The 26,131-nt window shown below is 68.4% G+C and carries 23 protein-coding genes; 8 read left to right on the top strand and 15 right to left on the bottom strand.

What is annotated here, in order from left to right:
* The 7 genes from VD964_RS25590 to VD964_RS25560 all read left to right on the top strand — a co-directional run.
* The coding region (locus VD964_RS25590) for an SDR family NAD(P)-dependent oxidoreductase (protein WP_324871300.1) at positions 1–764 on the top strand (764 nt) is incomplete at its 5' end.
* A gap of 25 nt (positions 765–789) precedes the next feature.
* The gene (locus VD964_RS25585) at positions 790–1,647 is read left to right on the top strand and encodes a transketolase (protein WP_324871299.1); all 858 of its coding nucleotides are present in this window, start codon (positions 790–792) and stop codon (positions 1,645–1,647) included.
* Positions 1,644–2,648 carry a transketolase family protein gene (locus VD964_RS25580; RefSeq protein ID WP_324871298.1) on the top strand — a complete coding sequence of 335 codons (1,005 nt, stop codon included), beginning with the start codon at positions 1,644–1,646 and terminating at the stop codon, positions 2,646–2,648. Before VD964_RS25585 ends, VD964_RS25580 begins: the two co-directional genes overlap by 4 nt.
* A 71-nt stretch (positions 2,649–2,719) precedes the next feature.
* Complete coding sequence (locus VD964_RS25575) at positions 2,720–3,703, top strand: TRAP transporter substrate-binding protein (protein WP_324871295.1); 984 nt, start codon at positions 2,720–2,722, stop codon at positions 3,701–3,703.
* On the top strand, positions 3,703–4,263 hold the full coding sequence (locus tag VD964_RS25570; RefSeq protein ID WP_324871294.1) for a TRAP transporter small permease: 561 nt from the start codon (positions 3,703–3,705) through the stop codon (positions 4,261–4,263). The genes VD964_RS25575 and VD964_RS25570 overlap by 1 nt, the downstream gene beginning before the upstream one ends.
* Positions 4,260–5,519 (top strand): TRAP transporter large permease, encoded by a 1,260-nt coding sequence (locus VD964_RS25565; RefSeq protein ID WP_310115993.1) that lies wholly within the window; start codon positions 4,260–4,262, stop codon positions 5,517–5,519. Before VD964_RS25570 ends, VD964_RS25565 begins: the two co-directional genes overlap by 4 nt.
* Positions 5,520–5,704: 185 nt before the next feature.
* Positions 5,705–6,592 carry an NAD(P)-dependent oxidoreductase gene (locus VD964_RS25560; protein ID WP_324871293.1) on the top strand — a complete coding sequence of 296 codons (888 nt, stop codon included), beginning with the start codon at positions 5,705–5,707 and terminating at the stop codon, positions 6,590–6,592.
* A 21-nt stretch (positions 6,593–6,613) separates the two neighbouring features.
* On the opposite strand, the gene leuD is transcribed toward VD964_RS25560, so the two are convergent.
* The 14 genes from leuD to VD964_RS25490 form a co-directional block, all read right to left on the bottom strand.
* Positions 6,614–7,210: a 3-isopropylmalate dehydratase small subunit gene (gene leuD / locus VD964_RS25555; RefSeq protein WP_324871292.1), complete on the bottom strand. Its 597-nt coding sequence runs from the start codon at positions 7,208–7,210 to the stop codon at positions 6,614–6,616.
* Between the two features lies 1 nt (position 7,211).
* A complete protein-coding gene (gene leuC / locus VD964_RS25550; RefSeq protein WP_324871291.1) occupies positions 7,212–8,633 on the bottom strand; it encodes a 3-isopropylmalate dehydratase large subunit in 1,422 nt (473 codons plus the stop codon).
* Entirely contained in the window at positions 8,630–10,039 is a 1,410-nt protein-coding gene (locus tag VD964_RS25545) for an FAD-dependent oxidoreductase (RefSeq protein WP_324871290.1), read from the bottom strand. The genes leuC and VD964_RS25545 overlap by 4 nt, the downstream gene beginning before the upstream one ends.
* Complete coding sequence (locus VD964_RS25540; protein ID WP_324871289.1) at positions 10,036–10,650, bottom strand: cysteine hydrolase; 615 nt, start codon at positions 10,648–10,650, stop codon at positions 10,036–10,038. Before VD964_RS25540 ends, VD964_RS25545 begins: the two co-directional genes overlap by 4 nt.
* Positions 10,647–12,719, bottom strand: coding sequence for a hydantoinase/oxoprolinase family protein (locus VD964_RS25535; protein WP_324871288.1), 2,073 nt, complete (start codon positions 12,717–12,719; stop codon positions 10,647–10,649). The genes VD964_RS25540 and VD964_RS25535 overlap by 4 nt, the downstream gene beginning before the upstream one ends.
* Positions 12,720–12,739: 20 nt before the next feature.
* Positions 12,740–14,485, bottom strand: coding sequence for a hydantoinase B/oxoprolinase family protein (locus tag VD964_RS25530; protein ID WP_324871287.1), 1,746 nt, complete (start codon positions 14,483–14,485; stop codon positions 12,740–12,742).
* Entirely contained in the window at positions 14,482–15,384 is a 903-nt protein-coding gene (locus tag VD964_RS25525) for an isocitrate lyase/PEP mutase family protein (RefSeq protein ID WP_324871286.1), read from the bottom strand. The genes VD964_RS25530 and VD964_RS25525 overlap by 4 nt, the downstream gene beginning before the upstream one ends.
* A 1-nt stretch (position 15,385) precedes the next feature.
* Positions 15,386–16,813, bottom strand: coding sequence for an MmgE/PrpD family protein (locus VD964_RS25520; protein WP_324871285.1), 1,428 nt, complete (start codon positions 16,811–16,813; stop codon positions 15,386–15,388).
* A gap of 26 nt (positions 16,814–16,839) precedes the next feature.
* Positions 16,840–17,553, bottom strand: coding sequence for an ABC transporter ATP-binding protein (locus tag VD964_RS25515; protein ID WP_324871284.1), 714 nt, complete (start codon positions 17,551–17,553; stop codon positions 16,840–16,842).
* The gene (locus tag VD964_RS25510; RefSeq protein ID WP_310115983.1) at positions 17,546–18,292 is read right to left on the bottom strand and encodes an ABC transporter ATP-binding protein; all 747 of its coding nucleotides are present in this window, start codon (positions 18,290–18,292) and stop codon (positions 17,546–17,548) included. The genes VD964_RS25515 and VD964_RS25510 overlap by 8 nt, the downstream gene beginning before the upstream one ends.
* Positions 18,279–19,277 (bottom strand): branched-chain amino acid ABC transporter permease, encoded by a 999-nt coding sequence (locus VD964_RS25505; RefSeq protein ID WP_324871283.1) that lies wholly within the window; start codon positions 19,275–19,277, stop codon positions 18,279–18,281. The genes VD964_RS25510 and VD964_RS25505 overlap by 14 nt, the downstream gene beginning before the upstream one ends.
* The gene (locus tag VD964_RS25500; RefSeq protein ID WP_324871282.1) at positions 19,274–20,146 is read right to left on the bottom strand and encodes a branched-chain amino acid ABC transporter permease; all 873 of its coding nucleotides are present in this window, start codon (positions 20,144–20,146) and stop codon (positions 19,274–19,276) included. The genes VD964_RS25505 and VD964_RS25500 overlap by 4 nt, the downstream gene beginning before the upstream one ends.
* Before the next feature lie 109 nt (positions 20,147–20,255).
* Positions 20,256–21,500 carry an ABC transporter substrate-binding protein gene (locus tag VD964_RS25495; protein ID WP_324871281.1) on the bottom strand — a complete coding sequence of 415 codons (1,245 nt, stop codon included), beginning with the start codon at positions 21,498–21,500 and terminating at the stop codon, positions 20,256–20,258.
* A gap of 5 nt (positions 21,501–21,505) precedes the next feature.
* Positions 21,506–22,375: a GntR family transcriptional regulator gene (locus tag VD964_RS25490; protein ID WP_324871280.1), complete on the bottom strand. Its 870-nt coding sequence runs from the start codon at positions 22,373–22,375 to the stop codon at positions 21,506–21,508.
* A gap of 489 nt (positions 22,376–22,864) precedes the next feature.
* Between VD964_RS25490 and VD964_RS25485 the strand changes: the two genes are divergently transcribed.
* Positions 22,865–24,556: a methyl-accepting chemotaxis protein gene (locus VD964_RS25485; RefSeq protein WP_324871279.1), complete on the top strand. Its 1,692-nt coding sequence runs from the start codon at positions 22,865–22,867 to the stop codon at positions 24,554–24,556.
* A gap of 45 nt (positions 24,557–24,601) precedes the next feature.
* Here the strand turns inward: VD964_RS25485 and VD964_RS25480 are convergent.
* The coding region (locus VD964_RS25480) for an ABC-F family ATP-binding cassette domain-containing protein (RefSeq protein ID WP_324871278.1) at positions 24,602–26,131 on the bottom strand (1,530 nt) is incomplete at its 5' end.

Raw genomic sequence — 26,131 nt, 5'->3', positions numbered from 1 at the left:
AAAAGGGAGCGAGCATGCTGCTGTCCAACAAGGTCTGCGTGATCACCGGCGCCGCGTCGCGCCGCGGCATCGGCCGGGCGACCGCGAGGCTTTTCGCGCTGCATGGCGGGCGCGCGATCATCCTGGACCTCGACGCCGGGCAGGCTGCCGAAGCCGCCGCCGAACTGGGCGAGGCGCATCGCGGCCTGGCCTGCGACGTGACCGACCGCGACGCCTGCTTCGCCGCCGCGAACCGCGTGGTCGAGGAGTTCGGCCGCATCGACGTGCTGGTCAACAATGCCGGCATCACCCAGCCGCTGAAGTTCATGGACATCGGCCCGAAGAACTACGAGGCGGTGACCGACGTCAGCCTGCGCGGCACGCTGTACATGAGCCAGGCGGTCGTCCCGCACATGCGGGAGCGCAAGTCGGGCTCCATCGTCTGCATCTCGTCCGTTTCGGCGCAACGCGGCGGCGGCATTTTCGGCGGCCCGCACTACAGCGCGGCCAAGGCCGGCGTGCTGGGCCTCGCCAAGGCGATGGCGCGCGAACTGGGGCCGGACAACGTCCGCGTCAATTCGGTGACGCCGGGCCTGATCCAGACCGACATCACCGGCGGCAAGCTGACCGACGAGCTGCGGGCGGAAATCCTGAAGGGCATCCCGCTGAACCGCCTGGGCGATGCCGAGGATGTGGCCCGTTCCTGCCTGTTCCTGGCGTCGGAGCTGTCCTCCTACATCACCGGCGCCACGCTCGACGTCAACGGCGGCATGCTGATCCACTGATCCCGAAATGCTGGAGACACCTCCCGTGGACACCGCACTCGACACCACCCCGCTGGGGCACAACGTGCCGCTGGCCGAACGCGCCTACCGCATCCGCCGCAACGCTCTTCTGATGGGCGAGGTGCAGGGGCAGGGCTACATCGGCCAGGCGCTCGACATCGCCGACGTTCTGGCGGTCTCCTATTTCCACGCCATGAAGTACCGGCCCGAGGACCCGCATTGGGAGGAGCGCGACCGCTTCCTGCTGTCCAACGGCCATTACGCCATCGCGCTGTACGCGGCATTGATCGAAGCCGGCATCGTCCCGGCGGAAGAGCTGGAAACCTACGGCAGCGACGACAGCCGCCTGCCGATGTCGGGCATGGCCAGCTATACGCCGGGCATGGAGATGTCGGGCGGCTCGCTCGGCCTCGGCCTCGGCATCGCGGTCGGCATCGGGCTGGGACTGAAGCGCAAGAACTCCGCTGCCCGTGTCTACACGCTGTTCTCGGACGGCGAACTGGACGAGGGCTCGGTGTGGGAGGCCATCATGTCGGCCGCCCATTACAAGCTCGACAACCTGATCGCCATTGTCGACGTCAACAACCAGCAGGCCGACGGCCCCTCCACCCAGGTGATGGCGTTCGAGCCGCTGGTGGACAAGCTGGAAGCCTTCGGCTGGTTCGTCCAGCGCATCGACGGCAACGACATGGACGCGGTGATCGCCGCCTTCGACTCCGCCAAGTCGCACCCCGAGGCCAAGCCGCGGATGATCGTCTGCGACACCAAGATGGGCAAGGGCGTGCCCTTCCTCGAAGCCCGCGAAAAGAACCACTTCATCCGCGTCGACGCGCACGAATGGCAGCTGGCGCTTGATGCGCTCGACGCCGGGAGGACCGCATGAGCACCGCTGCCAACACCACCGCAAAGCCGCGCCTGAAGACCTCCGCCATGATCGCCTCGATCGCGGCGGAGGGGCAGCGGACCAAGCCGGCCCCCTTCGGCCATACGCTGGTCGAGCTGGCGAAGCAGCGGCCGGAGATCGTCGGCATGACCGCCGATCTCGCCAAATACACCGACCTGCACATCTTCGCCCAGGCCTACCCCGACCGCTTCTATCAGATGGGAATGGCCGAACAGCTGCTGATGGGGGCCGCGTCGGGCATGGCGCATGAGGGTATGATGCCCTTCGTCACCACCTACGCCGTCTTCGCCTCGCGCCGCGCCTACGACTTCGTCCACCAGACGATCGCGGAGGAGAACCGCAACGTCAAGATCGCCTGCGCCCTGCCGGGGCTGACCTCCGGCTACGGCCCCAGCCATCAGGCGGCGGAGGATCTGGCGCTGATGCGCGCCATGCCGAACATGGTGGTGATCGATCCCTGCGACGCGCACGAGATCGAGCAGGTGGTGCCGGCGATGGCCGCGCACAACGGCCCGGTCTACATGCGGCTGCTGCGCGGCAACGTCCCGCTGGTGCTGGACGAGTACGACTACAAGTTCGAACTCGGCAAGGCCAAGCTGCTGCGCGACGGCGCCGACGTGCTGGTCATCTCGTCCGGCATCATGACGATGCGGGCGCTGGAGGTGGCGCAGCGGCTGGAGGCCGACAAGGTCGGCGTCGCCGTCCTGCACGTCCCCACCATCAAGCCGCTCGACACCGAGACCATTTTGCGCGAGGCGGCACGCACCGGCCGCATGGTGGTGGTGGCGGAGAACCACACCGTCATCGGCGGGCTGGGCGAGGCGGTGGCCGGCACCCTGCTGCGCGCCGGCGTCGCCCCGGTCTTCCGCCAGATCGGCTTGCCCGACGAGTTCCTGAAGGCCGGCGCCCTGCCGACCCTGCACGACCTCTACGGCATCTCCACCGACGCCATGGCGGCGAGCATCAAGGGCTGGCTCTAAGACGGCCGGCCATCCGACCCGATCAACCAACAAACGTCTGTTGGGCAAACGTCCATAGGGAGAGGAATCCGATGAAGAAGCTGCTCTTGTCGCTGATGGTGGGCACCGCCCTGGTCGCGTCGCCTGCCGCCTGGGCCCAGCAGGTCCTGCGTCTGGCCCACAACGCGGCCCCCGGCAACCCGAAGGCGGAAGCCTCGCTGAAATTCGCGGAACTCGTCGCCCAGAAGACGGACGGACGGGTGAAGATCGAGGTCGGTGGCAGCGCCCAGTACGGCGACGACGTGGAGGCGCTGACCAGCATGCGTCTCGGCACGCTGGCCTTCAGCGCCAACTCGCAGGGCACCACTTCGGGCGTCGTGCCGGAATATGCCGTGCTGGGCCTGCCCTTCCTGTTCCAATCGCTGCCGCAGGCCTGGAAGGTGCTGGACGGCCCGGTGGCGAAGAAGCTGGACGATGCGTCGAAGACCAAGGGTCTGGTGCTGCTGGCGATGTGGGACAACGGCATCCGCCATGTCTCCAACAACGTCCGCCCGATCGCCAAGCCGGAGGATCTGGCCGGTGTGAAGGTCCGCACCCCGCCGGACCCGATGACCGTGGACATCTTCAAGGCGCTGGGCGCCAACCCGACGCCGCTGGCCTTCTCCGAACTCTACATCGCGCTCCAGCAGGGCGTGGTCGACGGGCAGGAGAACCCGCTGATGAACATCCACTCCTCCAAGCTCTTCGAGGTGCAGAAGTTCATCTCGCTGACCGGCCACAAGTATGAGGCGACCCCGCTGCTGGCCAGCAAGATGGTGTTCGACACCCTGTCGAAGGCCGACCAGAAGGCGGTGCTGGACGCGGCGGCGGAGGCCGGCAAGCTGAACCGCGAAATGTCCGCCAAGGCCGACAAGGAACTGCGGTCGAAGATGGAGGACGCGGGCGTGAAGTTCAACACGGTCGACCCGGCCCCCTTCGTCGCCAAGACCAAGTCGGTCTACGACAAGTGGGAGAAGCAGTTTCCCGAACTGGTGACGCTGGTCCGCAAGGAAGCGGCGGCCGGGGCCGCGCCGTGATGACGGTGTCCCACGACCGGGAGCATGTGGTGGCGGGACTTCCCGCCACCCTTCTCCAGGCGGCCGACGGCGCGATTTCCGTCGCCTCCGCCGCCGTGTCGATCCTGTCGCTGGTCGTGCTGTTCCTGTCGCTGGGGGCCGAGGTCGTCGTCCGCTACCTGACCACCCAGGGCATGGGCTGGCCGTCGGAGCTGCCGAACCTGCTGTTCCCCTGGCTGGTGATGGGCGGCGTGGTGCTGGCGGCGCAGAAGGGCGCGCACATCTCGGTCACGCTGCTGCTGGACATGCTTCCGCGCACCGCCGCCCGGGCGCTGCTGCTGGCGATGCAGGTGGTGGTGGCGGCTACCTTCTTCTACCTCGCCTACATCGGCCTCGCCGTCATCGAGATCACCGGCAGCGAAATCTATCCGGTGACGGGCGTCAGCGCCCGCTGGGCCTACCTGTCGCTGATCGCAGGATTCGTCGGGGTGGGGCTGACCGCCGTCACCACCTTCCTGCGCCTTCTGATCGCCGAGGATCCGCGGTCCGTCCGCGCCCATGTGTCGGAGGAAGAGATATGACCGCCATGATGGTCGCCGTCTTCGGCCTTCTCCTGCTTCTCTCGTTCCCCGTCGGCTACGCGCTGGTCATCAGTTCGGGCGCCGCCGTCATGACGCTGGGTTCCGTTCCCACCGTCATCTCCGTCATCAAGCTGTTCCAGCCGACCCAGAGCTTCCCGCTGCTGGCCATTCCCTTCTTCATCCTGTCCGGTGCGCTGATGATGAGCGGCACGCTGGGCCAGAAGCTGGTGCGTTTCGCCGCCGCCCTGGTCGGGCGCTATCCCGGCGGTCTGGCGCAGGTCACCGTCGTCGGCTCCACCATCTTCGGCGGCGTGTCCGGCTCCGCGGTGGCGGAGGCGTCGGCGCTGGGCTCCATGCTGATCCCCTGGCAGAAGCGCGAGGGCTATCCCGCCGCCTTCGGCGCGGCGGCGACCGCCTCCTCGTCGGTGATCGCGGGCCTGATCCCGCCGTCGATCCCGCTGATCCTCTATGCCGCGGTGTCGAACGCCTCCATCGCCTCGCTGTTCCTCGCCGGCATCCTGCCGGGGCTGATGCTGGCCGCCGGCATGATGATCGTCTGCTATGTCAGCGGCCGCATGCGCAACTTCCCCCTGCTGAAGAGCGAGGGCGGGCTGCGGGCGCTGGGCATGGCGACCGTCGCGGCGCTGCCGGCGCTGCTGATGCCGGCCTTCATCCTGGTCCTGCTGCGCTTCGGCATCGCCACCCCGACCGAGGTCAGCGTCATCGCCGTCGCCTATGCCCTGCTGGTCAGCGTGCTGATCTACCGCGACCTGACGGTGAAGCGGATCTACGCCGCGCTGCTGGGCACGGTCGTGACCACGGGCGTCGTCATGCTGGTCATCGCCGCCTCCAACCTCGTGGGTTATGTGCTGATCACCGAAGCCATCCCGAACGCGGTGGCCGGCTATGCCGAGAGCGTGCTGAAGGAGCCGTGGCTGATCATCCTGGCGATGAACCTGATCATGCTGGTGGTGGGCATGTTCCTCGACCTGCCGGCGGCGATCCTGCTGCTGGGCCCCACCTTCGTCGCGGTCGGCGGCGCCATCGGCATGGACCCGATCCAACTCGGCATCATGATGGCCGTCAATCTCAGCATCGGCCTGTTCACCCCGCCCATCGGCACCACCCTGTTCATCTCCGCCGCCATCTCCCGCGAGCCCATCGGCGCCATCGTGCGCGAGCTGTGGCCCTTCTATCTGGTGGCGCTGATCGTGCTGGGGCTGGTGTCCTACATACCGGCGACGATCCTGTACTGAGTGGCCGTGAGTTCCCTCGGCCGTCATTCCCGCGAAGGCGGGAATCCAGCCTGCTCAGGTGCTTAGGCGGAGCCGCCTGGATCCCCGCCTTCGCGGGGATGACGGCCGACAATAGCCTAGAAAAGCTCACGGGCTCCGACCTGACAGCACCTCGATCCAAGGCCCAATCCAAGGATGTTCAAGCGATGACGACAGTCGGTTTCATCGGCCTCGGTTCCATGGGAATGCCCATGGCGCGCAATCTGCTGGCGAAGGGCTTCAAGGTTCAGGGGTTCGACATGCGGGCCGAGAGTGTCCGGATGCTGGAGACCGCGGGCGGGACCGGCGCCTCCGGTGCAGCTGCTGCGGCGGCGGGGGCGGACGCGCTGGTGCTGATGGTGGTGAACGCCGCCCAGGCCGACGCCGCCCTCTTCGCCGACGGCGCGCTGGAGGCCCTTCCGGCCGGCGCGGCGGTGATCCTGATGGCGACCTGTCCGCCGGGCGCGGTGGCCGCCCTGGCGGAGCGGGTGGAGGCGGCCGGGCGCCGCTTCGTCGACGCCCCCGTCTCCGGCGGGGTGGTGGGGGCCGTGGCGGGCACGCTGTCGATCATGGCGGCGGCCCCCGCGGCGACGGTGGAGCGGGTCCGCCCGGTCCTGGCCGCCATGGGCGACAAGGTCTTCCACGTCGGCGAGAAGCCGGGGCAGGGCGCCACGGTGAAAACCGTCAACCAGCTGCTGTGCGGCGTTCACATCGCGGTGGTGGCGGAGGCCTTCGCGCTGGCCGCCAAGGTCGGCGTGGATCTGAAGGTCCTTCTGGAGATCATGAGCGGGTCTTCCGCCTCCAGCTGGATGCTGAAGGACCGCGGACCCCGCATGCTGGAGGCGGAGCCGGACATCACCAGCGCCGTCGACATCTTCGTCAAGGATCTCGGCATCGTGCTGGAGGCCGGGCGCGATGCCAAGGCCGCCCTGCCGCTGGCCGCCGTCGCCCACCAGATGTTCCTGGCGACCTCCGGCCGCGGTGAAGGGGCGATGGACGACAGCCAGGTGATCCGCAGCTACCACGCGGTCAACGGCACGCCCTTGCCGCGTTGAGAAATGGTCCGGGAGCCTCCCTCAGGCCCCCGGCACCACCCAAGGCCGGGCCGCGCCGTCGGTCCGGTCGAAGGCGTCGATGGCATCCTGATGGCGCAGGGTCAGCGCCACGTCGTCCAGGCCCTCGACAAGGCATTCCTTCTTGAAGAGGTCGATGGCGAAGGTCAGCGCCCGCCCGTCCGGACCGGTCAGCGTCTGGGCCGGCAGATCGACCGTGACGGATGCGCCCGGCGCCTCCTGCAGCTGGCGGCGCAGCGTCGCCACCGCATCCTCCGGCAGGGTGATGGTCAGCAGGCCGTTCTTGGCGGCGTTGGCGGCGAAGATGTCGCCGAAGCTCGGCGCGACGACGCAGCGGAACCCGCCATCCACCAGCGCATAGACCGCCCCCTCGCGCGACGAGCCGCAGCCGAAATTGCGGTCGCTCACCAGGACGCGGGCACCGGCATAGGCGGGGTCGTCCAGCGGGAAGCCCGGCTTGCGCTCGTCATGGAACAGGAAGTTGCCGTAGCCGGCGCTGCGCGGCTTCTTCAGGAAGCGGGCGGGCAGAAGCTGGTCGGTGTCGATGTTGGCGATGTCGAGCGGCACCGCCGGCGCGGTCAGCGTGACGAAGGGTTCCATTCTACGACGCTCCCAGCTTGCGGACATCGAGCTTTCTGACATCGGTGAGGCGCCCCGTGGCGGCGGCTGCGGCGGCCATCGCCGGGCTCATCAGGTGCGTGCGGGCGTTTGGCCCCTGGCGGCCGGGGAAGTTGCGGTTGGTGGTGGAGGCGCAGCGTTCCCCCGCCGGAACCAGATCGCCGTTGATGCCCACGCACATGGAGCAGCCGGGCTCCCCCCATTCCAAACCGGCGTCGATGAACACGCGGTCAAGCCCCTCCGCCTCCGCCTGCCGGCGCACAGGAACAGAGCCCGGAACCACCAGCCCCGGCACCACGGCGCGGCGGCCGCGCAGCACCTCGGCGGCGGCGCGCAGATCCTCCAGCCGGGCGTTGGTGCAGGAGCCGATGAAGACGCGGTCGATGGGCACATCCTCCAGCGCCATGCCGGGAGCGAGGCCCATGTAGTCCAGCATTTTGCGCATCTGGCCGGCGCGCACCGGATCGGCCTCCGCACCGGGATCGGGCACTGCCGCCGTGACCGGAACCGCGGTTTCGGGGCTGGTGCCCCAGGTCACGGCCGGGGCGATGTCGGCGGCGTCCAGCGTCACCTCGCGGTCGAAGACGGCGCCGTCATCGCTGGGCAGGGTCCGCCAATGCTCCACCGCGCGGTCGAACAGGGCGCCCTTGGGGGCATAATGCCGCCCCTCGATCCAGGAGAAGGTGGTGTCGTCGGGGGCGATCATGCCGGCCCGCGCCCCGGCCTCGATCGACATGTTGCAGACGGTCAGCCGGCCTTCCATCGACAGGGCGCGGATGGCGCTGCCGGCGTATTCGATGACGTGGCCGGCGGCCCCGTCGGCGCCGATGGCGGCGATCACCGCCAGGATCAGGTCCTTGGCCGTCACGTGCGGCCCCAGCACCCCGTCCACGGTGATGCGCATCGTCCTGGGACGGCGCTGCCACAGGGTCTGGGTCGCCAGCACATGCGACACCTCGGTGGCGCCGATGCCGAAGGCCAGCGCGCCGAAAGCCCCGTGGGTGGAGGTGTGGCTGTCGCCGCAGACGATGGTCAAGCCGGGCAGGGTCAGCCCCTGTTCCGGCGCCAGCACATGGACGATGCCCTGCGCCGGGTCGTGCAGGCCGAAATGACGTAGGCCGTGGCGGCCGGCATTTGCCTCCAGCATCGTCACCATGTTGGCGATCTCGGGATCGGCGATGGGCCTGGACCGGCTGTGCGAGGGCACGTAATGGTCGGCGACGGCGAAGGTCAGCTCCGGCCGGCGCACCTTGCGGCCGGCATGGTCGATCATGCCGAAGGCGTGGAAGGAGCCCTCGTGCAGGAAATGACGGTCGATGGCGAGCAGGGCCTGACCGTCCGGCCGGGTCGCCACGACATGGGCGTCCCAGACCTTTTCGAACAGGCTGCGTGGCTGCGATGTCATTGGCTGGTTTCCTCCCTTACGGCGCTTGCAGCGGCGTTTCCGGCGATGCGCCCCAGCGCTACCGCGGTCAGCAGGCCATTGCCGGACAGATAGCCGGACGCCTTGGATCCCGACACGCCGCAGGCGGCCCCGCCGGCGGCATAGAGGTTGGGCAGCGGCATCCCCTGTCCGTCGATAACACGGGCATCGTCATCGACGACCAGCCCGCCCTGGGTGTGGAACAGGGCACCGGTGACACGAACCGCGCGGTAGGGCGGGACCAGCGGGGCCGAACCGGTGAAGTCGCGGCCGAAAACGTCGGTTCGGCTCTCCGCCTTCAGCTGGTCGATCTCGGCCAGCGTGTCCGTCAGAGCGTCCGTGTCGATCTTCATCTGGCGGGCAAGCTCGGCCGGGGTGTCGGCGCTCAGCACCGCGCCCATCGCCTCGGCCTGCCGGAAATCCTCGAACTGGCGGGCGATGCCGGCGATGCGCTCGTCGAAGACGGTCCAGGCGATGCCGTCCGGCTGGCGCAGCACGATGGCGGCCTGTTCCGAATAGCCCTGCGCCTCGTTGGAGAAGCGCCGACCCTCCGCATTCACCTGCACGCCACCCTCGGTGATCGTCGCCCAGGTGACGAGGATGCCGGCGGGGTGGGCGACGGAGCCATGGCCCTGGTGCCCCGACAGGTGCCGGGTGGCGGCGCCAAGCGCCTCGCCCCACAGCAGCGCATCGCCCTGGTTGCCGGGATGGCCGAAATAGAGCGCGTCGGCCAGTTCCGGCACATGCCGCTCGACCAGCGCCCTGTTGCCGCCATAGCCGTTGCAGGCGAGGATCAGAGCGCCGCAGCCGACCCGCTCGACGCTGCCGTCGGGGCGGGTGATCTCGACGCCACGGACCAGAGGCCCATCGGCATGGAGCGCGGTGACATGCGCCTCGCACAGCACGTCGATGCCAACGGCCTCGACGGCTCCGCGCAGGCGGTCGATCAGCTCCGCCCCCGACCGGCTGGGCAGACCGTGCATGCGCCGCGCGCTGTGGCCGGGATAGCTGAAATTGTCGACCACCGAGAAGGGCAGGCCGTAGCGGTCGGCCAGCCATTCCAGTGCCGGCCCCACGGCCTGCGCGACGCGGTCGACCTCCGCCGGGTCCGGTTCGCCCTTCGCCTTGGCGATGATGTCGGCGGCGAAGCGCTCCGGGCTGTCCTTGATCGCGGCGTCGCGCTGCCAGCGGGTGCCCGGCGCCGGGATCAGCCCGGCCGACAGGGCGGTGGAGCCCTGGGGCAGCGCATCGCGCTCCAGCACCAGCACCCCGGCGCCCTGTTCATGGGCGGCCAGCGCCGCGACCATGCCGGCCGCTCCGCCGCCGATCACGACGACGGGGACGGTGAACTCGAACTCCATGCCGTCGGCGGGTAGGATGCGGCTCATGAGCTTGCCACCTCCTCCAGCATCGTTGCGACGGTCGCCACCCGGCAGACCGGGCGCAACGCGGCGACGGAGACCTCATGCACCTCGCGGCTGAAGGCGGCGCAGCCGTCCTCCAGCAGGATGGTGTCGAATTCGCGGACATGGGCGTCGCGCACGGTCGAGGCCACGCCGCCATTGGTGACGATGCCGCAGACCAGCAGCCGCTCCACCCCGCATTTCCGCAGCACCCATTCCAGCCGCGACATGTAGAAGGCGGAATAGGCGACCTTCTCAACCTCCACATCGACGGGCTGCAGCGTATCCACCGTGCGGTGTCCCCAGCCGCCGGGCTGGAAATCGCCCTTGGCCAGGAAGGGGCGCAGCGACTTCAGATGCGGGGAGATCATCGGCTCGCCGCCGCGGCCCGGCACCAGCGTGAAGTTGGTGGAGATCACCCAGCCGCCGCGCGCGCGCAGCAGGTCGGCCAGCGGCTTCACCCGCTCCGGCAGCGCCAGGATCTCCGGCGCCGTCTGACCGGCGCGGCCATAGGCACCGTCCGGGTGGATAAAGTCGTTCTGGAGGTCGCAGACCAGCAGGGCGGTCCGTTCGACAGGGATGGCGGTGCCGCTCATCGGGCGCTCCTTTCCACGATGACGTTGCCGAAGCCGTCGACGCGGGCGGACAGGTCGGGGTCGATGACAGTGGTGGCGTCCGGCTGCTCCAGGATCGCCGGCCCCTGGATCACCGCGCCGACCGGCAGGTCGAGGCGGTTGTAGACGGCGGTCTCGTGCCAAGCCCCATCGAACCACACCGGCCGCGACCCGGCATGGGCGCCCTCCACCGTCGTCCCGGCCGCCGGTGCGAGCGCGGAGAGGTCGAAATGCGGACGGCGGCCGATGGCGGCGGTGCGCAGGTTGACGATCTTGGCGCCCACCCCCGGCAGAAGCCGGCTGAAGGAGGCCTGATAGGCGCGCTCGAAGGCGGCGCGGATGGTCGTCTCGTCGATGCCTGTGGTACCGTTCTCCACCGACACCGGCAGCGGCACGGCGACTGTGTGGGTCTGGCCGATGTAGTGCATGTCGAGTTCGAAGATGAGGTCGATGCGATCGACGCTGAGCCCGGCAGCCTCCACCACGGCGCGGGCGGCGGTTGCCTCCTCCACCATGCGGCGGTCGAGCGACGCGGCGTCGATCCCTGCCAGCGGCAGGTTGACCGTCTGCACTTGATCGTGGCGGATGTCGGCGATGACGCAGCCGAGTGCCGAGGTCACGCCGGGGAAGCGCGGCACCAGCGCCGCCTTCAGGCCGACCTCCTTGATCAGCGCGCCGACATGCAGCGCCCCGCCGCCGCCGAAGGGCACGGCGGCGAACTTGGCCGGGTCATGGCCGCGCTCGATGGAGACGAGGCGGATGGCGCCGGCCATCTTGCTGTTGGCGATGCGCACCACCGCCTCCGCCGCCGCCATCACGTCGAGGCCGAGCGGCTCGGCGACATGGGTGGCGATTGCGGTGCGGGCGGCGTCGACATCCAGCCGCGCCAGCTTGCCGCCGATGGGACGCTCGGCATTGATGCGGCCGAGCAGCACGTTGGCGTCGGTTAGCGTCGGGCGGGTGTTGCCCTGTCCGTAGCAGACCGGTCCGGGGCGCGAGCCGGCGCTTTCCGGTCCGACCTGCAGCATGCCGCCGGGATCGACCCCGGCGATGGAACCGCCGCCGGCGCCGATGGTGGTGATCTCGATCATCGGGGTGCGGACGACCAGACCGAAATCGATGGTGGTCTGGGCGGCCAGCATGGTCTGCCCCTCCACCACCAGCGACACGTCGAAGCTGGTGCCGCCGAGGTCGCCGGTGATGACGTTGGGGAAGCCCGCCGCCTTGGAGATCGCCGCCGCGGCGATGACGCCCGCCGCCGGCCCCGACAGGGCGGTGCGCACCGGCAGACGCCGGGCGGTGTCGGTGGACATGACGCCGCCGTTCGACTGCACGATGTGGAAGCGGCCGCCGAAGCCCTCGCCCGCCAGCGCGTTGTCGAGCTTGGCGAGATAGCTGCCGACCACTGGCTGGAGATAGGCGTTCAGCGCGGTGGTGGAGGTGCGTTCGAACTCGCGAATTTCCGGCAGGATGCGCGACGAGCATTCGAGGTTGGCGTTCGGCCAGACTTCGCGCGCCGCCTCCAGCGCCGCCAGCTCGTTGGCCGGGTTGGCGTAAGCGTTGATGAAGACGATGGCGAGCGCCTCCGCACCCTGGTCCGCCAGCTTACGGGCGGCGGCACGGACCTCCTCCGGGTCGATTTCGGTGCGGATGGTGCCGTCGGCCAGCGTGCGCTCCGCCACCTCCAGCCGCATGTCGCGGTCGACCACGGGGACGAAATCGCCCCACAGGCCCCAGGTGTGGCGGCGGTCGCGGCGGCGCATTTCCAGAACGTCGCGGAAGCCGGCGGTGGTGATGAGGCCGACCTTGGCGCCCTTGCGCTCCAGCAGCGCGTTGGTGCCGACGGTGGTGCCGTGGACGATGGAGCCCAGATCGGCCACCGGGCCGAAGCTCTGCAGCCCGGCGAGGAAGCCGACCGCCTCGTCACCGCGGTTGGAGGGCACCTTGGCGGTGCGAAAGCTGCCGCGTGCCTCGTCGTAATGGAACAGGTCGGTGAAGGTGCCGCCGACATCGACGCCGACGATCGCACCGCGCTGAGTTGCATTGCTCATGGTCTTGGATTCCGGTGTCGTCAGGCGGCGGAGGATTCGCGCAAGGTCGCGGTGGCGGCGATGTCCAGCGCGCCGTCGTCGGTCAGCGCCACGCCATAGGCGCTACGCGCAGCCTCTCGGCCGAGGTAGCCAAGCCGCACGTCGCGGGCGACGGCCTCCGCGTCGCGCCGCTTCGGGTCGCCCCAGCCGCCGCCGCCCGGCGTCTCCAGCCGCACGCGCTGGCCGTCGCGGATCTTCACGTCGGTGACCTTGGAGGCCAGCGGCGGCGACTTCTCGCCTTCGTCGCTCTGCCAGGTGAAACGGTTCAGCGCCGCAGGGGTGCCGCCGGCCACGCCGAAGGGCGCGAAGACGCCGCGCTCGCCCAGCAGGAAGGCTTCGGCATCGGTCAGCGCCTCGATCTCGTAGACCGCGCCCAGCCCGCCGCGATGCAGGCCGGCCCCGGCGGAGTCCGGGCGCAGAGCCCATTGGGTGAACATCACCGGATAGGCCGCTTCGAGGATTTCCACCGGCGGGATGGTGGCGGTCGAAATCGGGTTGTTGGCGTGGTTCAGCCCGTCCGTCTCCGGATTGCCGCCCAAGCCCCCGCCGAAGAAGGAGAACATGACCCAGCGCGAGCCGTCCTTGCGGTGGCCGGCCAGCGACAGGGCGTTGATGGTGCCGAAGGGGGCGGCGGTGGCGCGGGCCGGATCGGCGAGCGCCAGTGCGCCGAACACCACGCCGATGACGCGCAGGATCGTCTCGGTATAGCCGCCGACCGGCTTCGGCGGCTTCACCGCCAGCAGCGTGCTTTCGGGGATGACGAAGGTGATCGGGTTGAGGCATCCGGCATTGGCAGGCACGTCGGTGAAGACATGCTTCAGCGCGACGTAGCAGCAGGCGACGGCGGTGGAATAGGCGATGTTCAGCGGCCCGGCGCAGGGGGCGGACGAGCGGGAAAAGTCCAGCGTCATCCGGTCGCCGGCGATGGTCAGGTCCAGCGCGATCAGCAGCCGGTCCGCCGTGATGCCGTCATTGTCGAGATAATCCTCGAAGCTGTAGACACCGTCCGGCAGTCTGCCGATGGCGCTGCGCATCAGCGCGTCGGCCCTTGCGGTGAAGGCGTCGAAGGCGGCGGCGACCGTTTCCTCGCCATGCTCGTCCAGCAGTTCGGTCAAGCGACGCACGCCGAGATCCAGCGCGTTCAGCTGCCCGTTCAGGTCGCCGTAGTTCGACACCGGCACGCGGGAATTGGCGGCGAGGATCGCCAGCAAATCGTGGTTCATCACTCCGGCCTTGACCAGCTTCACCGGCGGGATGCGCACGCCTTCCTGGAAGCTGTCGGTGGCGCGGGCGTTGAAGTTGCCCGGCACATTGCCGCCGATGTCGAGCCAGTGGCCGACCGACGCCATCCAGCAGAACAGCCGGCCATCGCGGAAGATCGGCCGCACCAGACGGAAATCGTTCAGGTGGGTGCCGCCGTCATAGGGGTCGTTGAACAGGAAGATGTCGTCGGGGTGAAGGTCGCCTTCGCGCGTCACCTTGTCGATCACCGCCTTGACCGCGAAGGCCATGGCGCCGACGAAGATCGGCAGGCCGTTGGTGCCCTGAACCAGCGTGGCGCCGGTTTCGGCATGATAGAGGCCGTGGCATGCGTCGCGCGCCTCGGCGATGATCGGGTTGAAGGCGGAGCGGTAAAGCGTCGCGTCCATCTCGTCGGCGATCTGCTCCAGCCGGCCCTTCAGGACGGCCAGCGTGACGGGGTCGATGGTGGCGGTCTTCATGGTCATGCTGCGTCCTCCCGCTTGGCGGGTGTGAAGTCCTTGTAGGTTTCGCCGAGCGCCAGCATCTCCGGCGTGCCGATCAGGTCGTTCAGTGCGTTGAAATCGAACATGCGGTCGCGGAAGGGCTGGGTGGTGCCATGCTGTGCCAGCGAGCCGTAATAGTCCTGCGCCTGCCGGGCGAGCGCCCGCACGATGCCGCCGGGGAAGATCACCAGCCGGTAGCCCAGCTCGCCCAACTCCGTCGCGGAACTGATCGGCGTCTGCCCACCCTCCACCATGTTGGCCAGCAGCGGGCGGATGCCGCCCAGGTCGGTGGCGATGGCGGACAGCTGCTCCCGGCTCTTGGGCGCCTCGACGAACAGCACGTCGGCACCGGCCTCGACATAGAGGCGGGCGCGGTCGAGAGCGGCCGAAACGCCTTCCACCGCCACCGCATCGGTGCGGGCGATGATCAGCGTGCCTTCGCTGGCGCGGGCATCGACCGCCGCCTTGATCTTGCCGGCCATCTCGCCGGCCGGAATCACCGCCTTGTCGGTCAGGTGGCCGCAGCGCTTGGGGAAGCTCTGGTCCTCCAACTGCAGCGCGGTGGCGCCGGCACGCTCGAACATGCGCACGGTGCGTTGGACATTGAGCGCGTTGCCGTAGCCGGTGTCGGCATCGACGATCAGCGGCGTCGGCACCCGGTCGCGCACCAGGGCGATGGTGTCCGCCACCTCGCTGACCGAAACCAGCCCAATGTCGGGCCGGCCGAGCCGGGTGTAGGCGATGGCGGCGCCGGAGAGATACAGCGCCTCGAATCCCGCCCGCGCCGCCATCGAGGCGGTGAAGGCGTCATAGACGCCGGGGGCCAGCACGACGCGGTTCTCGGAGAGCCGCTGTTTGAAGCTGAGGTCGGGCATGGTCATCTCAGACGCTCCCCCCGGCGGCGGCGGGTGCCGACAGAAGCCGGGTCAGGGTTGAAAGATCGGCCGCGTGGTCGATGGTTTCGACGCAGTCGGCAATGGCGGCGGCGTGCTTGGCGCCCCAGACCGGCCCGGCGAGTTCGGCGAACTTCGCCCGCACCTCGTCGGGGCTGTAGGGATCCTCGGTGTCGCCCTTGTTGGTCAGCGCCTCCGCCGCAAAGCTGCGGCCGTCGGCGAGCGTCAGGCGGACGCGGGCCGGGCGCAGGCCGGGAAGGCGGGCGGTCAGCTCCGTGTCCTCGCGCACCGTCACCCGGCGGGCGAGATCGCGGGTCGCAGTCGCCTTCCGGGCGTCTTCGCGGAAGGCATCGGGCGTCGCCGCCCCATTGGCGAGAAAGGTCGCCAGCGCGAAGGGCAGCGAGAATTTCGCCGCCAGCATGTTCTTCGGCTCCGGCCCGTTCAGCTGGGCGGCCCAGACATAGGTATCGACCTCGATGGCCGCGACTTGGTCCGGGGCGATCCGCCCGCCGGCCTGTGCCACGATGTCGCCCAGCGCATCCAGTGCGCCGTGGGTGTAGCGGCAGGCGGCGTGGCGCTTGAAGTAGTTGCGGGCGATCTCCCAGCGTTCGCCAAGCTCATCCACCATCAGTTCCGGCCGGAAATCCCGGGCGATGACGCCGCCAAACACGCTGCCCACCCCGTCGGTCTCGCCGATGATGCCGCTGGCCGCCAGATCCCAGGCGGTCAGGCCCAGCTGGTTCGACACGCCGGCATAGGCGTTGCGCACGGTGCCGCCCTCCAGCATCGTTCGCCGGCTGGTGGCGAGGCCGAGGGTAGAGGCGATGTTGATCGTCTCGATCATCGCCGCTGCGTCGGCGCGGTTCAGATGCGCCACCGCCAGCGCCGCCCCCGCCGTGCCCCAGGTGCCGTGCGGATGGGTGGTGACCAGCAGCTTGGCGGCGATGCCGATGCGCGAACCGATCTCGTAGCCCAGCACCAGCGCCGTCAGCAGGTCGGCGCCGGAGGATTTCAGCCGCGGACCGGCAGCCAGCGCCGCCGGCAGCACATGGATCCCCGGATGGCCGCGGGCATACTGGTTGCCCTCGTCCAGCTCCAGCATGGTCCCGGCGAGGCCGTTGAGGAAGGCGGCTGAACCGGCAGGGAAGTCATGGCCCGAACCGATGGCCGGGCAATTTCCCGAACCGGCGGTCTCAACCATCCGGCCCACCAGTGCGCGGCATTCCGGTTCCTGCATGCCGGCGGCGATCACACCGATGCAGTCGAGCAGCACCAGCTTCGCCCGCTCCACCACCGGGGCCGGCAGTTCGGCGAAGGTCAGGCCGGCGGCGAAGGCGCCCCAGCGGTCGAGCCAGGACGGGCGGGCGGCGGCGAGCAACTCGCTCGCCGGCTTCACGTCGAAGGACAGGCTTGTCATGTCACCGCTCCCAGGCGGACGGCCCGTCAAAGGCCGAGATAGGTGCGTTTCAGTTCGGGGTCGCGCGCGATCTCATCGGACGGTCCCGACAGAGCGAAGACGCCGTTTTCAAGGATGTAGGCCCGGCGGGCGACCTCCAGCGACTGGACGACGTTCTGCTCCACCAGCAGGATCGCCAGCCCGTCGGCATTCAGCTTGCGGATCAGCCCGAACATCTCCTCCACCACCAGGGGCGAGAGGCCAAGCGACGGCTCGTCGAGGATCAGCAGAAGCGGTTCCGCCATCATGCCGCGGCCGATCGCCAGCATCTGCTGCTCGCCGCCCGACAGGGTGCCGGCGAACTGCGCTTCGCGCTCCTTCAAACGGGGGAAGGTGGCGAAGATGCGTTCCAGGTTCCGTGTCCGGTTGGGCTTGCCGCGGCGGTAGCTGCCGAGTTCCAGATTCTCGCGGATCGACAGGTTGGGGAAGATCTTGCGGCCTTCCGGCACCTGGATCAGCCCCTCCTCCACGATGCGCGCGGCGGACTTGCCGTCGATGCGCTGGCCGCCGAAGCGGATCTCGCCGGTCCAGGGCGGCAGCACGCCCGACAGCACCTTGTTCAGCGTCGTCTTGCCGACGCCGTTGGAGCCCAGAACCGTGACGATCTCGCCGGCATGCACGGCCATGTCGATGCCGCGCAGAACCTCGGTCGCGCCATAGCCGGTCTTAAGGCCGTTGATTTCCAAAAGCTGCTCAGCCATGGGCCGCCCCCTCCGCCTTCAGGCGGGCGGCGGCGCCGTGGCCGAGATAAGCCTCGATCACGCGGGCGTCGGCGCAGACGGCGGCGGGCGGTCCCTCGGCGATCATGCGTCCCTGGGCCAGCACATAGACGCGCTCGCACAGGTTCATCACCGCCTGCATGACGTGTTCGATCATCAGGATCGTCACCCCTTCGTCGCGGATGCCCCGGATCACCGGGATGATGTCGCGGATTTCCGACGGGTTCAGGCCGGCCAGCACCTCGTCCAGCAGCAGCAGCTTGGGTTCGGTGGCGAGCGCGCGGGCCAGCTCCAGCCGCTTGCGCCCGGCCACCGTCAACCCGCCGGCCGGCCGGTCCAGCTCCGGCCCCAGCCCGACGCGGCGGGCCACCTCGCGCGCCTTGGCGATGGCATCGGCCCGCTTGGCGTGGCGCAGATAGGCGCCGACCGCGATGTTCTCGCACACCGTCAGCCCGGCGAAGGGCTGGACGATCTGGAAGGTGCGACCGATGCCGCGCTCCGCCCGCCGATGCGGCTCCTCGGCGGTGATGTCGGTGCCTTCGAAGCGGATGCGTCCGTCGGTGGGGGCGATGAAGCCGGAGATCATCGAGAACAGCGTGGTCTTGCCGGCGCCGTTCGGACCGATCAGTCCGATGATGCCGCCGGGCTCCAGCGACAGCGTCGCGCTGTCCACCGCCATCAGCCCGCCGAACCGCTTGGAAACGCCGTCAACGGCCAGCATGGGAAACCTCCTTGGTGCCACGGGCCACCATCCCCCGGCCGCGGTCGCGCAGCCGCTCCAGCAGGCCCAGGATGCCGCCGCGGGCGAAGGCCACGGCCAGCACCAGCACGCCGCCGAAGACGATCAGGTCGATGCCGGGAATGCGGCCGGCGAACTGCTTGGCGACCTCGCCCAGCCCGTGCAGGGTCAGCGCCCCCACCACCGGGCCGAAGACGGTGCCGACGCCGCCGATGATCGGGGCCAGCAGAAGCTCCACCGAAATCCAGCTGCCATAGGCGATGTTGGCGTCGATGTAGAGGAAGTATTGGGCATAGAGGCAGCCGGACAGCGCCGTGACGCCGCCCGACAGGGCGATGGCGCGCAGCTTCACCTTCAGGGAATCCACGCCCAGCGCCTTGGCCGCATCCTCGTTCTCGCGCACCGCCACCAGCTGCGCCCCGAAGCGGGAGCGCTGGATCCAGCGCGTCAGCAGCAGCGTTGCGGCGACGAAGGCCAGCACCAGCCAATAGAAGACGGCGCGGTCGTCGAATTGCAGGTTGGCCGGCCGCACGTCCAGCTTGATCAGCAGGCCCGCCGCACCGCCGGTGAAGGACGCGGCGTTGGCGAGGATGCGGAACACCTCGGCGAAGGCCAGCGTCACCAGCGCGAAGTAGGAACCGCGCAGGCCGGAGCGGAAGCTGAGGAAGCCGATCACCCAGCCGACCAGGGCGCCGGCCGCCGTTGCCAGCGCCAGGCCGGCCCAGGCGTTGACGCCGTAGCGCAGTTGCAGGATCGCGGTCACATAGGCGCCGGTGCCGAAGAAGGCGGCATGGCCGAAGCTGAACTGGCCGCCGAAACCGCCCAGGATGTTCCAACCCTGCGCGCCCAGCGACACGATCAGCGTGAAGACCAGGAAGTTCAGCACCGTGCTGGAGGTCACCACCAGCGGCAGCAGGGCCGCCAGGATGGTCAGGACGGCGATCGGGATCAGGTCGCGCGCGGTCATGCCTTGGCTCCGAACAGTCCGGTCGGCCGCACCAGCAGCACGGCGATGAAGATCAGGAAGATGCCGATCTGGCCAAGGCTGTCGCCCAGGAGCAGGCCGCACAGGCTCTCCACCACGCCGATGAACAGGCCGCCCAGCAGCGCGCCGGGAATGGAGCCCATGCCGCCCAGCACCACCACGGTGAAGGCGACCAGCACGAAGGCGCCGCCGATGCGCGGGTTGACGTAGAAGGTCGGCATCAGCAGCCCCGCCGCCACGGCAAGACAGGCGCAGCCCAGGCCGAAGGTGACGGCATAGATGTGCGGCACGTCGATGCCGACCAGATTGGCGCCCAGCTTTTCCTTGGCGACGGCACGGATCGCCTTGCCGGTGTCGGTGCGGTTCAGCACCAGCCACAAGAGCCCGGTCACCACCACCGCCATCCCCAGCCCGATCACCCGCGGGTAGGACAGAAGCAGCGGCCCCAGCGCCACCACCTGGAAGGAGTAATCGGTGTCGAGCGTGCGGGTGTCCGACTGGAACAGCGCCAGCAGCACATTCTCCAGCACGATGGACAGGCCCAGCGTGACCAGCAGGATGTTGCCGTCGTCGCCGTGGCTGGCCGGCCCGACGACGAAGCGCTGCAGGCCATAGCCGAGCGCGAACATCAGCGGCACCAGCGGCAGGATGACCAGATAGGGGTCGATCCCCAGCCCGGCCCAGGCGCCCCAGACCGCGAACATCGCGCAGGTCAGCAGCGCGCCATGGGCGAAGTTGATGATGTGGAGCACGCCGTAGATCAGCGTCAGGCCGAGTGCGATCAGCGCATAGACCGCACCGGTCATCAGACCGTTCAGCGCCGCTTCCAGGATGATCTGAGGTGAATACATGGCAGCCCGCGCATGAGAGGAATGACCCCCTCGCCCGTCCGGGCGGCCGGTTCGCGGCCAGCCCTGGACGGGCAAGGGGACTGCGGAGATGCGACGGCGGAAAAAGAGATCAGGCCGCCGGGAAGTTGGCCTTCGCCTCGGCGAACGCCTCGGGGAAGATCACCTTGATGTCGCTGCCCTGGATCTGGGTGTTGATCGGGGTGGCGCCCTCGTTCTGGCCGTTCACGAACTTCGTCGGTCCGTAGGGCATGATGTGGCCGGCGAAGCTGGAGGCGTTCAGCGCCTCGATGATCTTCTTGCGGTCGGTGGAGGCGGCGCGCTCGATGGCGTCGGCCAGCAGCAAAAGGTTCGAATAGTTCAGCGGCACATTGTAGGCGAAGGATTTGCCCTGGTCCTCCACCGCCTTGCGCAGAGCCAGCGCCTTCGGATTCTTCGGATCGTGCCAGTGGTTGCAGTCGATGACGTTCTGGGCCGCCTGCGGGAATTCCTTGACGAAGCGTCCGTTCGACGCGGCGCCGCCCAGGATGGCGTAGATGCCCTTCGGCTTGATGCGCTGCTGCTGCATCGTGCGGGCGAGCAGCACGAACTCGCCGTAGTAGTTCGACGGGATCACCAGATCCGGGTTCAGCGAGCGGATGCGCAGCGCCACGTTGGACATGTCGCGCGCCGGGGTCGGATGGGCGATGGTCTCCAGGATTTCGAAGCCGCGCTTGGGCAGTTCCGTCTGCAGCAGCTTGGCGAGGCCGGAGCCGAACAGCCCGTCCTCATGTACCAGCACGACGGTCTTGGCCGGCTTGCCTGCCCGCTCGTTGATGGCGGTCAGGTTGTCGAGCGCCACCTGCGTGACCTTGCCGAAGCCGGGGCTGAAGCGGAAGGTGTTGGTCAGGCCGCGCGCCATGATCTGGTCCGACACGCCGACATCGACCAGATAGGGCAGGTCGTAGCGCGCCGCCGCCTGCGAGGCGGCAAGGCAGATCGGACTGGCGAAGCCGCCGACGATGGCCGATACGCCTTCGGCCTGCATCCGCTCGACTTCCTGCGTGCCGGCTTCGGGCATGGAGCGGGCGTCGCCGAACACCATCTCGATCTTGGCGCCGCCCAGCGACTTGATGCCGCCGGCGGCATTGATCTCGTTGATCGCGATTTCGGCGCCCAGACGGCCGAGGTCGCCGTCATGGGCCAGCGCGCCGGTCACCGGCTGGAGGATGCCGATCTTCACCGCCGGGGTCTGCGCCCGCAGGATCGACGGGGCGGCCACCGGCACGGCGACGAAGGCCGCGGCTGCGGCACCGGCCTTCAGCACGGTGCGGCGGGAAATTCCGCAAAGGGCGGGGTCCTGAACCGAACGTCCCATAACGCTCAACTCCTCTGTTTGGTGACCCGCGGCGTGCGGGTGGGCTTTTCGCCCGATTTGCCTTTGTCGGTCTTGATCTTGTCGGTTTTGGTCTTGTCGCTGCTGCGCGGCCGGCCCAGCGCCGGGCTCCAGCGCCGTTCGCCGTCATTGCCGGTGCGCACGAGGTCCATGTGGAAGCTGTAGCGGTCGGGCCGGTACTGCGCGTGCAGATGCTCGACGCCGCGGCCCGACGGCTCGTAGACGATGCGGGTCAGCGTCAGCAGCGGCGATCCGATCTCCAGATCCAGCGCCGCAGCGGCGTCCGGCCCGGCCAGCGTGGCGTTGATCGCCTGGGTCGCCCGGTCGGTTTCCACGCCCGACCGTTCGATCAGTTCCAGCAGCGGGCGCGCCGCCAGTTCCGCCTCCGAATAGGTCAGGCCGATCCATTCCGGCACATGGGTGGTCAGGTAGGAGAAGGGCTCCCCATCGATCAGGCGCACGCGCACCGACCGCTGGACCCGCTCCCCCGGCTGCAGCCCCAGGCTCGCGGCGATCGCTTCGGACGGCACGACATAGCCGAAGGACAGCAGCCTCACGTCGGTGCTGCGCCCCATGTCGATCAGGTGCGACAGCACGTTGGACAGGTCGGCGACGATCGGGCGGACGGTGCGCGTGTCGTGCACAAAGGTGCCGGAGCCGGGCTTGCGCTGCACCAGCCCTTCCTTTTCCAGCAGGTCGAGCGCACGGCGCACGGTGACCCGCGACACGGCATGTTCGGCCGCCAGCGCCGGCTCGCCCGGCAGGCGCGCACCCGGCGGCAGTTCGCCGGCGACGATGCGGTCGCGCAGCAGCAGATAGATCCTGCGCGCCTTCAGGGGTTCGACCGCCGACTTCACAGTGCTCCGCCTCCCCCCGTCGTTGGAAAAGTCGCTGGAACCCGCTTCCTGTCTCTTCATCAGACAGGAACCTGTATGATCCATAATACAGGTTTGGTCAACAGCGATGTTCGGGGTCTGAACGGTCCGTGAGACGAGCGGCAGAGGGATCGCCCCGGTTCCCGGCGCATGCAAGACGCGTGTGGAGTGGAGAAATTCGAGCCCAATGGTGGTTCGGTCGGGCGTGATGTGTAATAGGGTGTGACCATAGTGGTAATAAAACTACGGATCGGCGCAATTTTGAACCGACTGATACAAAGTCTCTTTTCGAGAGAAATGATATGCCGAAGGGGTCATTAATTAATTTCTGAATGCGTGGTTTATGCATTCGAGAAGTGTCAGGGTTTCCCTCAGATAGTCCGTTCATCTCGCCATGATATCTCTTGAGTACTGAAGTAGGAGATTTCAGTCGCCGGCCCATGCATGGGCGCAGCAGGGAGGGAAATGCGAATGTCATGGGTCACTGACACTACCATCCGGACGAAGTCGCTGATCAGCTTCGCCTTGGTCATGCTGTTCACGCTCGTCCTCGGTGTTTTCTCCATCGAAAGGCTCTCCGAAGTAAACGATGAGGCAGCGGAGGTTCGGGACAATTGGCTGCCCAGTGTCAAATCCATCGGCGAATTGCGTGCGGCTTTCGATTTCTACCGGATTCTCGAAGGAGCCCATATCGCCTCCGAAACGCCCCAGGAATTGAAGGTCGAGGAAGACACGATGCAGGTCGTGCTGAACGATCTGGAGAGGGCAAAGCAGGCCTATGCCGCGCTCCTGACGCCGGGGTGGGAGACGGAGAACTACCGAAAACTCACCATGCTCTGGGACAGCTACCTGTCCATCAGCCAGCAGAAGCTTTTGCCCGCGTCACGCGACAACCGGAACAGCGAGGCGGCGGTGCTGTATCGCGGCGACTCCCGTGTGGCCTACCGGTCCGCCAAGAAGCTGCTGGACGAACTGACGGAGTTCAACACCAGGAACGGAGCCGAGGCGGCGACCCGTGGCGAGCAGGTCTACCTGAGCAGCAGAATCCTCATCGTCGTTGCGCTCGGCGTCGTCATGGCGGTCTGCCTTGGCGCCGCCTGGATGATCATCGCCACGGTGTCGCGGCCGATCCAGGTCATCACCGGCACGATGAGCCGGCTTGCCGACCGCGACCTGTCGGCCGAGGTGACCGGTGCCGGGCGGGGTGACGAACTCGGCGCCATGGCGCGGGCGGTCCAGGTGTTCAAGGACGGGCTGGTGCAGGCGGACCGGCTGGCGGTCGAGCAGGCGGCGGAGCAGGCCGCCAAGCAGCGCCGGACCGAGCGGATCGAGCATCTGATTTCCGACTTCGACCGGGTTGCCGCCTCCGCCCTGCGCACCGTGTCGTCGGCCGCGTCCGAACTGGACGCGACGGCCCAGAGCATGGTGGCGATGGCACAGCAGACCAACGTCCAGGCAGGCACCGTCGCGGCGGCGGCCGAGCAGACCAGCGCCAACGTGCAGACCGTCGCCACCGCGACGGAGGAGATGAGCAGTTCGATCCGCGAGATCAGCCAGCAGGTCACCAACTCCACCCGCATCGCCGGGCAGGCGGTGGAAGAGGCGTCGCGGACCAACGACACGGTGCGCGGACTGGCCGATGCCGCCCAGCGCATCGGCGACGTCGTGAATCTCATCACCAACATCGCCAGCCAGACCAACCTGCTGGCGCTGAACGCCACCATCGAGGCGGCGCGTGCCGGTGAGGCCGGCAAGGGCTTCGCCGTCGTCGCCGGGGAGGTGAAGTCGCTGGCCGCCCAGACCGCCAAGGCGACCGACGAAATCGCCAGCCAGATCGCCGGCATTCAGTCCGCGACATCCGGCGCCGTCGCCGCCATCGGCGGGATCAGCGGGACCATCACCAGCATCAACGACATTTCCACCGCCATCGCGGCGGCGATCGAGGAGCAGGGGGCGGCGACCAACGAAATTTCCCGCAACGTGCAGCAGGCCGCGGTCGGCACGCAGGAGGTCTCCGTCAACATCACGCAGGTGACGCAGACCGCGGGCGAGACCGGCAGCGCCGCCGGTCAGGTCCAGTCGGCCGCCGGCGAACTGGCCCGGCAGGCCGAAACCCTGCGCCACGAGGTGGAGCAGTTCCTGGCGTCGATCAAGGCGGCGTAAGGCTGACGGGAGCGCCGCAGTGCGGCGCTCCCCGTTGCTTGCCGATCAGCTGTGCAGGCCCGGCGCTTCCTGGCCGGTGCTCGCCACATACTCGGTGTAGCCGCCGCCATACTGGTGGATGCCGTCGGGCGTCAGTTCCAGCACCCGGTTGGACAGCGCGGCCAGGAAATGCCGGTCGTGCGAGACGAACAGCATGGTGCCCTCATACGCGCCCAGCGCCGCGATCAGCATCTGCTTGGTGTCGAGGTCCAGGTGGTTGGTCGGCTCGTCCAGCACCAGGAAGTTCGGCGGGTTGAACAGCATGATCGCCATCACCAGCCGCGCCTTCTCGCCGCCGGACAGCACGCGGCACTTCTTTTCCACATCGTCGCCGGAGAAGCCGAAGCAGCCGGCCAGCGCCCGCAGCGACCCCTGGCTCGCCTGCGGGAAATGCGCCTCCAGCGATTCGAAGATGGTCTGGTCGCCGTCCAGCAGTTCCATGGCGTGCTGGGAGAAGTAGCCCATCTTGACGCTGCCGCCGACGGTGACGGTGCCGGCGTCGGGCTCGGTCGCGCCGGCGATCAGCTTCAGCAAGGTCGATTTGCCGGCGCCGTTGACGCCCATGACGCACCAGCGCTCCTTCCGGCGGATGGTCAGGTCGAACCCCTGGTAGATCGCCCGGCTGCCATAGCCTTTGTGCACGTTCTTCAGAACCGCGACGTCGTCGCCGGAGCGCGGGGCAGGCGGGAAGTCGAAGGTCACGACCTGCCGGCGCTTGGGCGGCTCGAAGCGTTCGATCTTGTCCAGCTTCTTCACCCGGCTCTGCACCTGGGAGGCATGCGAGGCGCGGGCCTTGAAGCGCTCGATGAATTTCAGTTCCTTCGCCAGCATGGCCTGCTGCCGTTCGAACTGCGCCTCCTGCTGCTTCTCCTTCAGCGCCCGCTGCTTTTCGTAGAAGGTGTAGTCGCCGGAATAGCTGGTCAGCGTTCCGCCGTCGATCTCGATGATCTTGGTGACGATGCGGTTCATGAACTCGCGGTCGTGCGAGGTCATCAGCAGGGCGCCCTCGTAGCCCTTCAGGAAGCCTTCCAGCCAGATCAGGCTTTCGATGTCCAGATGGTTGCTCGGCTCGTCCAGCAGCATGGCGTCCGGCCGCATCAGCAGGATGCGGGCGAGCGCCCCGCGCATCTTCCAGCCGCCGGACAGGCCGCCGACATCGCCGTCCATCATCTCCTGGCTGAAGCTGAGGCCGGCCAGAACCTCGCGCGCCTTGCCTTCCAGTTCGTAGCCGCCCAGCTCGTCGAAGCGCGCCTGCACCTCGCCATAGCGGTCGATGATGGCGTCCATCTCGTCGGCACGGTCAGGATCGGCCATAGCCGCTTCCAGTTCGGCCAGCTCGGCCGCGACGACGCTGACAGGTCCGGCGCCGTCCATGACCTCGGCGACCGCGCTGCGGCCGGACATCTCGCCGACATCCTGGTTGAAGTAGCCGATGCTGACCTGCTTCTCGATGGCGACCTGACCGCCGTCCGGCTGCTCCTCGCCGGTGATCATGCGGAACAGGGTCGTCTTGCCCGCACCGTTGGGGCCGACGAG

The sequence above is a fragment of the Azospirillum sp. genome (assembly GCF_035628975.1).
Lineage (GTDB): Bacteria > Pseudomonadota > Alphaproteobacteria > Azospirillales > Azospirillaceae > Azospirillum.
This window is presented reverse-complemented; position numbering and strand designations above follow the sequence as displayed.

Coding starts and splice junctions, on each gene's coding strand:
- VD964_RS25580 (WP_324871298.1), top strand. CDS start 1,644: ATGAGCACCGCTGCCAACACCACCGCAAAGCCGCGCCTGAAGACCTCC.
- VD964_RS25575 (WP_324871295.1), top strand. CDS start 2,720: ATGAAGAAGCTGCTCTTGTCGCTGATGGTGGGCACCGCCCTGGTCGCG.
- VD964_RS25570 (WP_324871294.1), top strand. CDS start 3,703: ATGACGGTGTCCCACGACCGGGAGCATGTGGTGGCGGGACTTCCCGCC.
- VD964_RS25565 (WP_310115993.1), top strand. CDS start 4,260: ATGACCGCCATGATGGTCGCCGTCTTCGGCCTTCTCCTGCTTCTCTCG.
- VD964_RS25560 (WP_324871293.1), top strand. CDS start 5,705: ATGACGACAGTCGGTTTCATCGGCCTCGGTTCCATGGGAATGCCCATG.
- leuD (WP_324871292.1), bottom strand. CDS start 7,210: ATGGAACCCTTCGTCACGCTGACCGCGCCGGCGGTGCCGCTCGACATC.
- leuC (WP_324871291.1), bottom strand. CDS start 8,633: ATGACATCGCAGCCACGCAGCCTGTTCGAAAAGGTCTGGGACGCCCAT.
- VD964_RS25545 (WP_324871290.1), bottom strand. CDS start 10,039: ATGAGCCGCATCCTACCCGCCGACGGCATGGAGTTCGAGTTCACCGTC.
- VD964_RS25540 (WP_324871289.1), bottom strand. CDS start 10,650: ATGAGCGGCACCGCCATCCCTGTCGAACGGACCGCCCTGCTGGTCTGC.
- VD964_RS25535 (WP_324871288.1), bottom strand. CDS start 12,719: ATGAGCAATGCAACTCAGCGCGGTGCGATCGTCGGCGTCGATGTCGGC.
- VD964_RS25530 (WP_324871287.1), bottom strand. CDS start 14,485: ATGACCATGAAGACCGCCACCATCGACCCCGTCACGCTGGCCGTCCTG.
- VD964_RS25525 (WP_324871286.1), bottom strand. CDS start 15,384: ATGACCATGCCCGACCTCAGCTTCAAACAGCGGCTCTCCGAGAACCGC.
- VD964_RS25520 (WP_324871285.1), bottom strand. CDS start 16,813: ATGACAAGCCTGTCCTTCGACGTGAAGCCGGCGAGCGAGTTGCTCGCC.
- VD964_RS25515 (WP_324871284.1), bottom strand. CDS start 17,553: ATGGCTGAGCAGCTTTTGGAAATCAACGGCCTTAAGACCGGCTATGGC.
- VD964_RS25510 (WP_310115983.1), bottom strand. CDS start 18,292: ATGCTGGCCGTTGACGGCGTTTCCAAGCGGTTCGGCGGGCTGATGGCG.
- VD964_RS25505 (WP_324871283.1), bottom strand. CDS start 19,277: ATGACCGCGCGCGACCTGATCCCGATCGCCGTCCTGACCATCCTGGCG.
- VD964_RS25500 (WP_324871282.1), bottom strand. CDS start 20,146: ATGTATTCACCTCAGATCATCCTGGAAGCGGCGCTGAACGGTCTGATG.
- VD964_RS25495 (WP_324871281.1), bottom strand. CDS start 21,500: ATGGGACGTTCGGTTCAGGACCCCGCCCTTTGCGGAATTTCCCGCCGC.
- VD964_RS25485 (WP_324871279.1), top strand. CDS start 22,865: ATGTCATGGGTCACTGACACTACCATCCGGACGAAGTCGCTGATCAGC.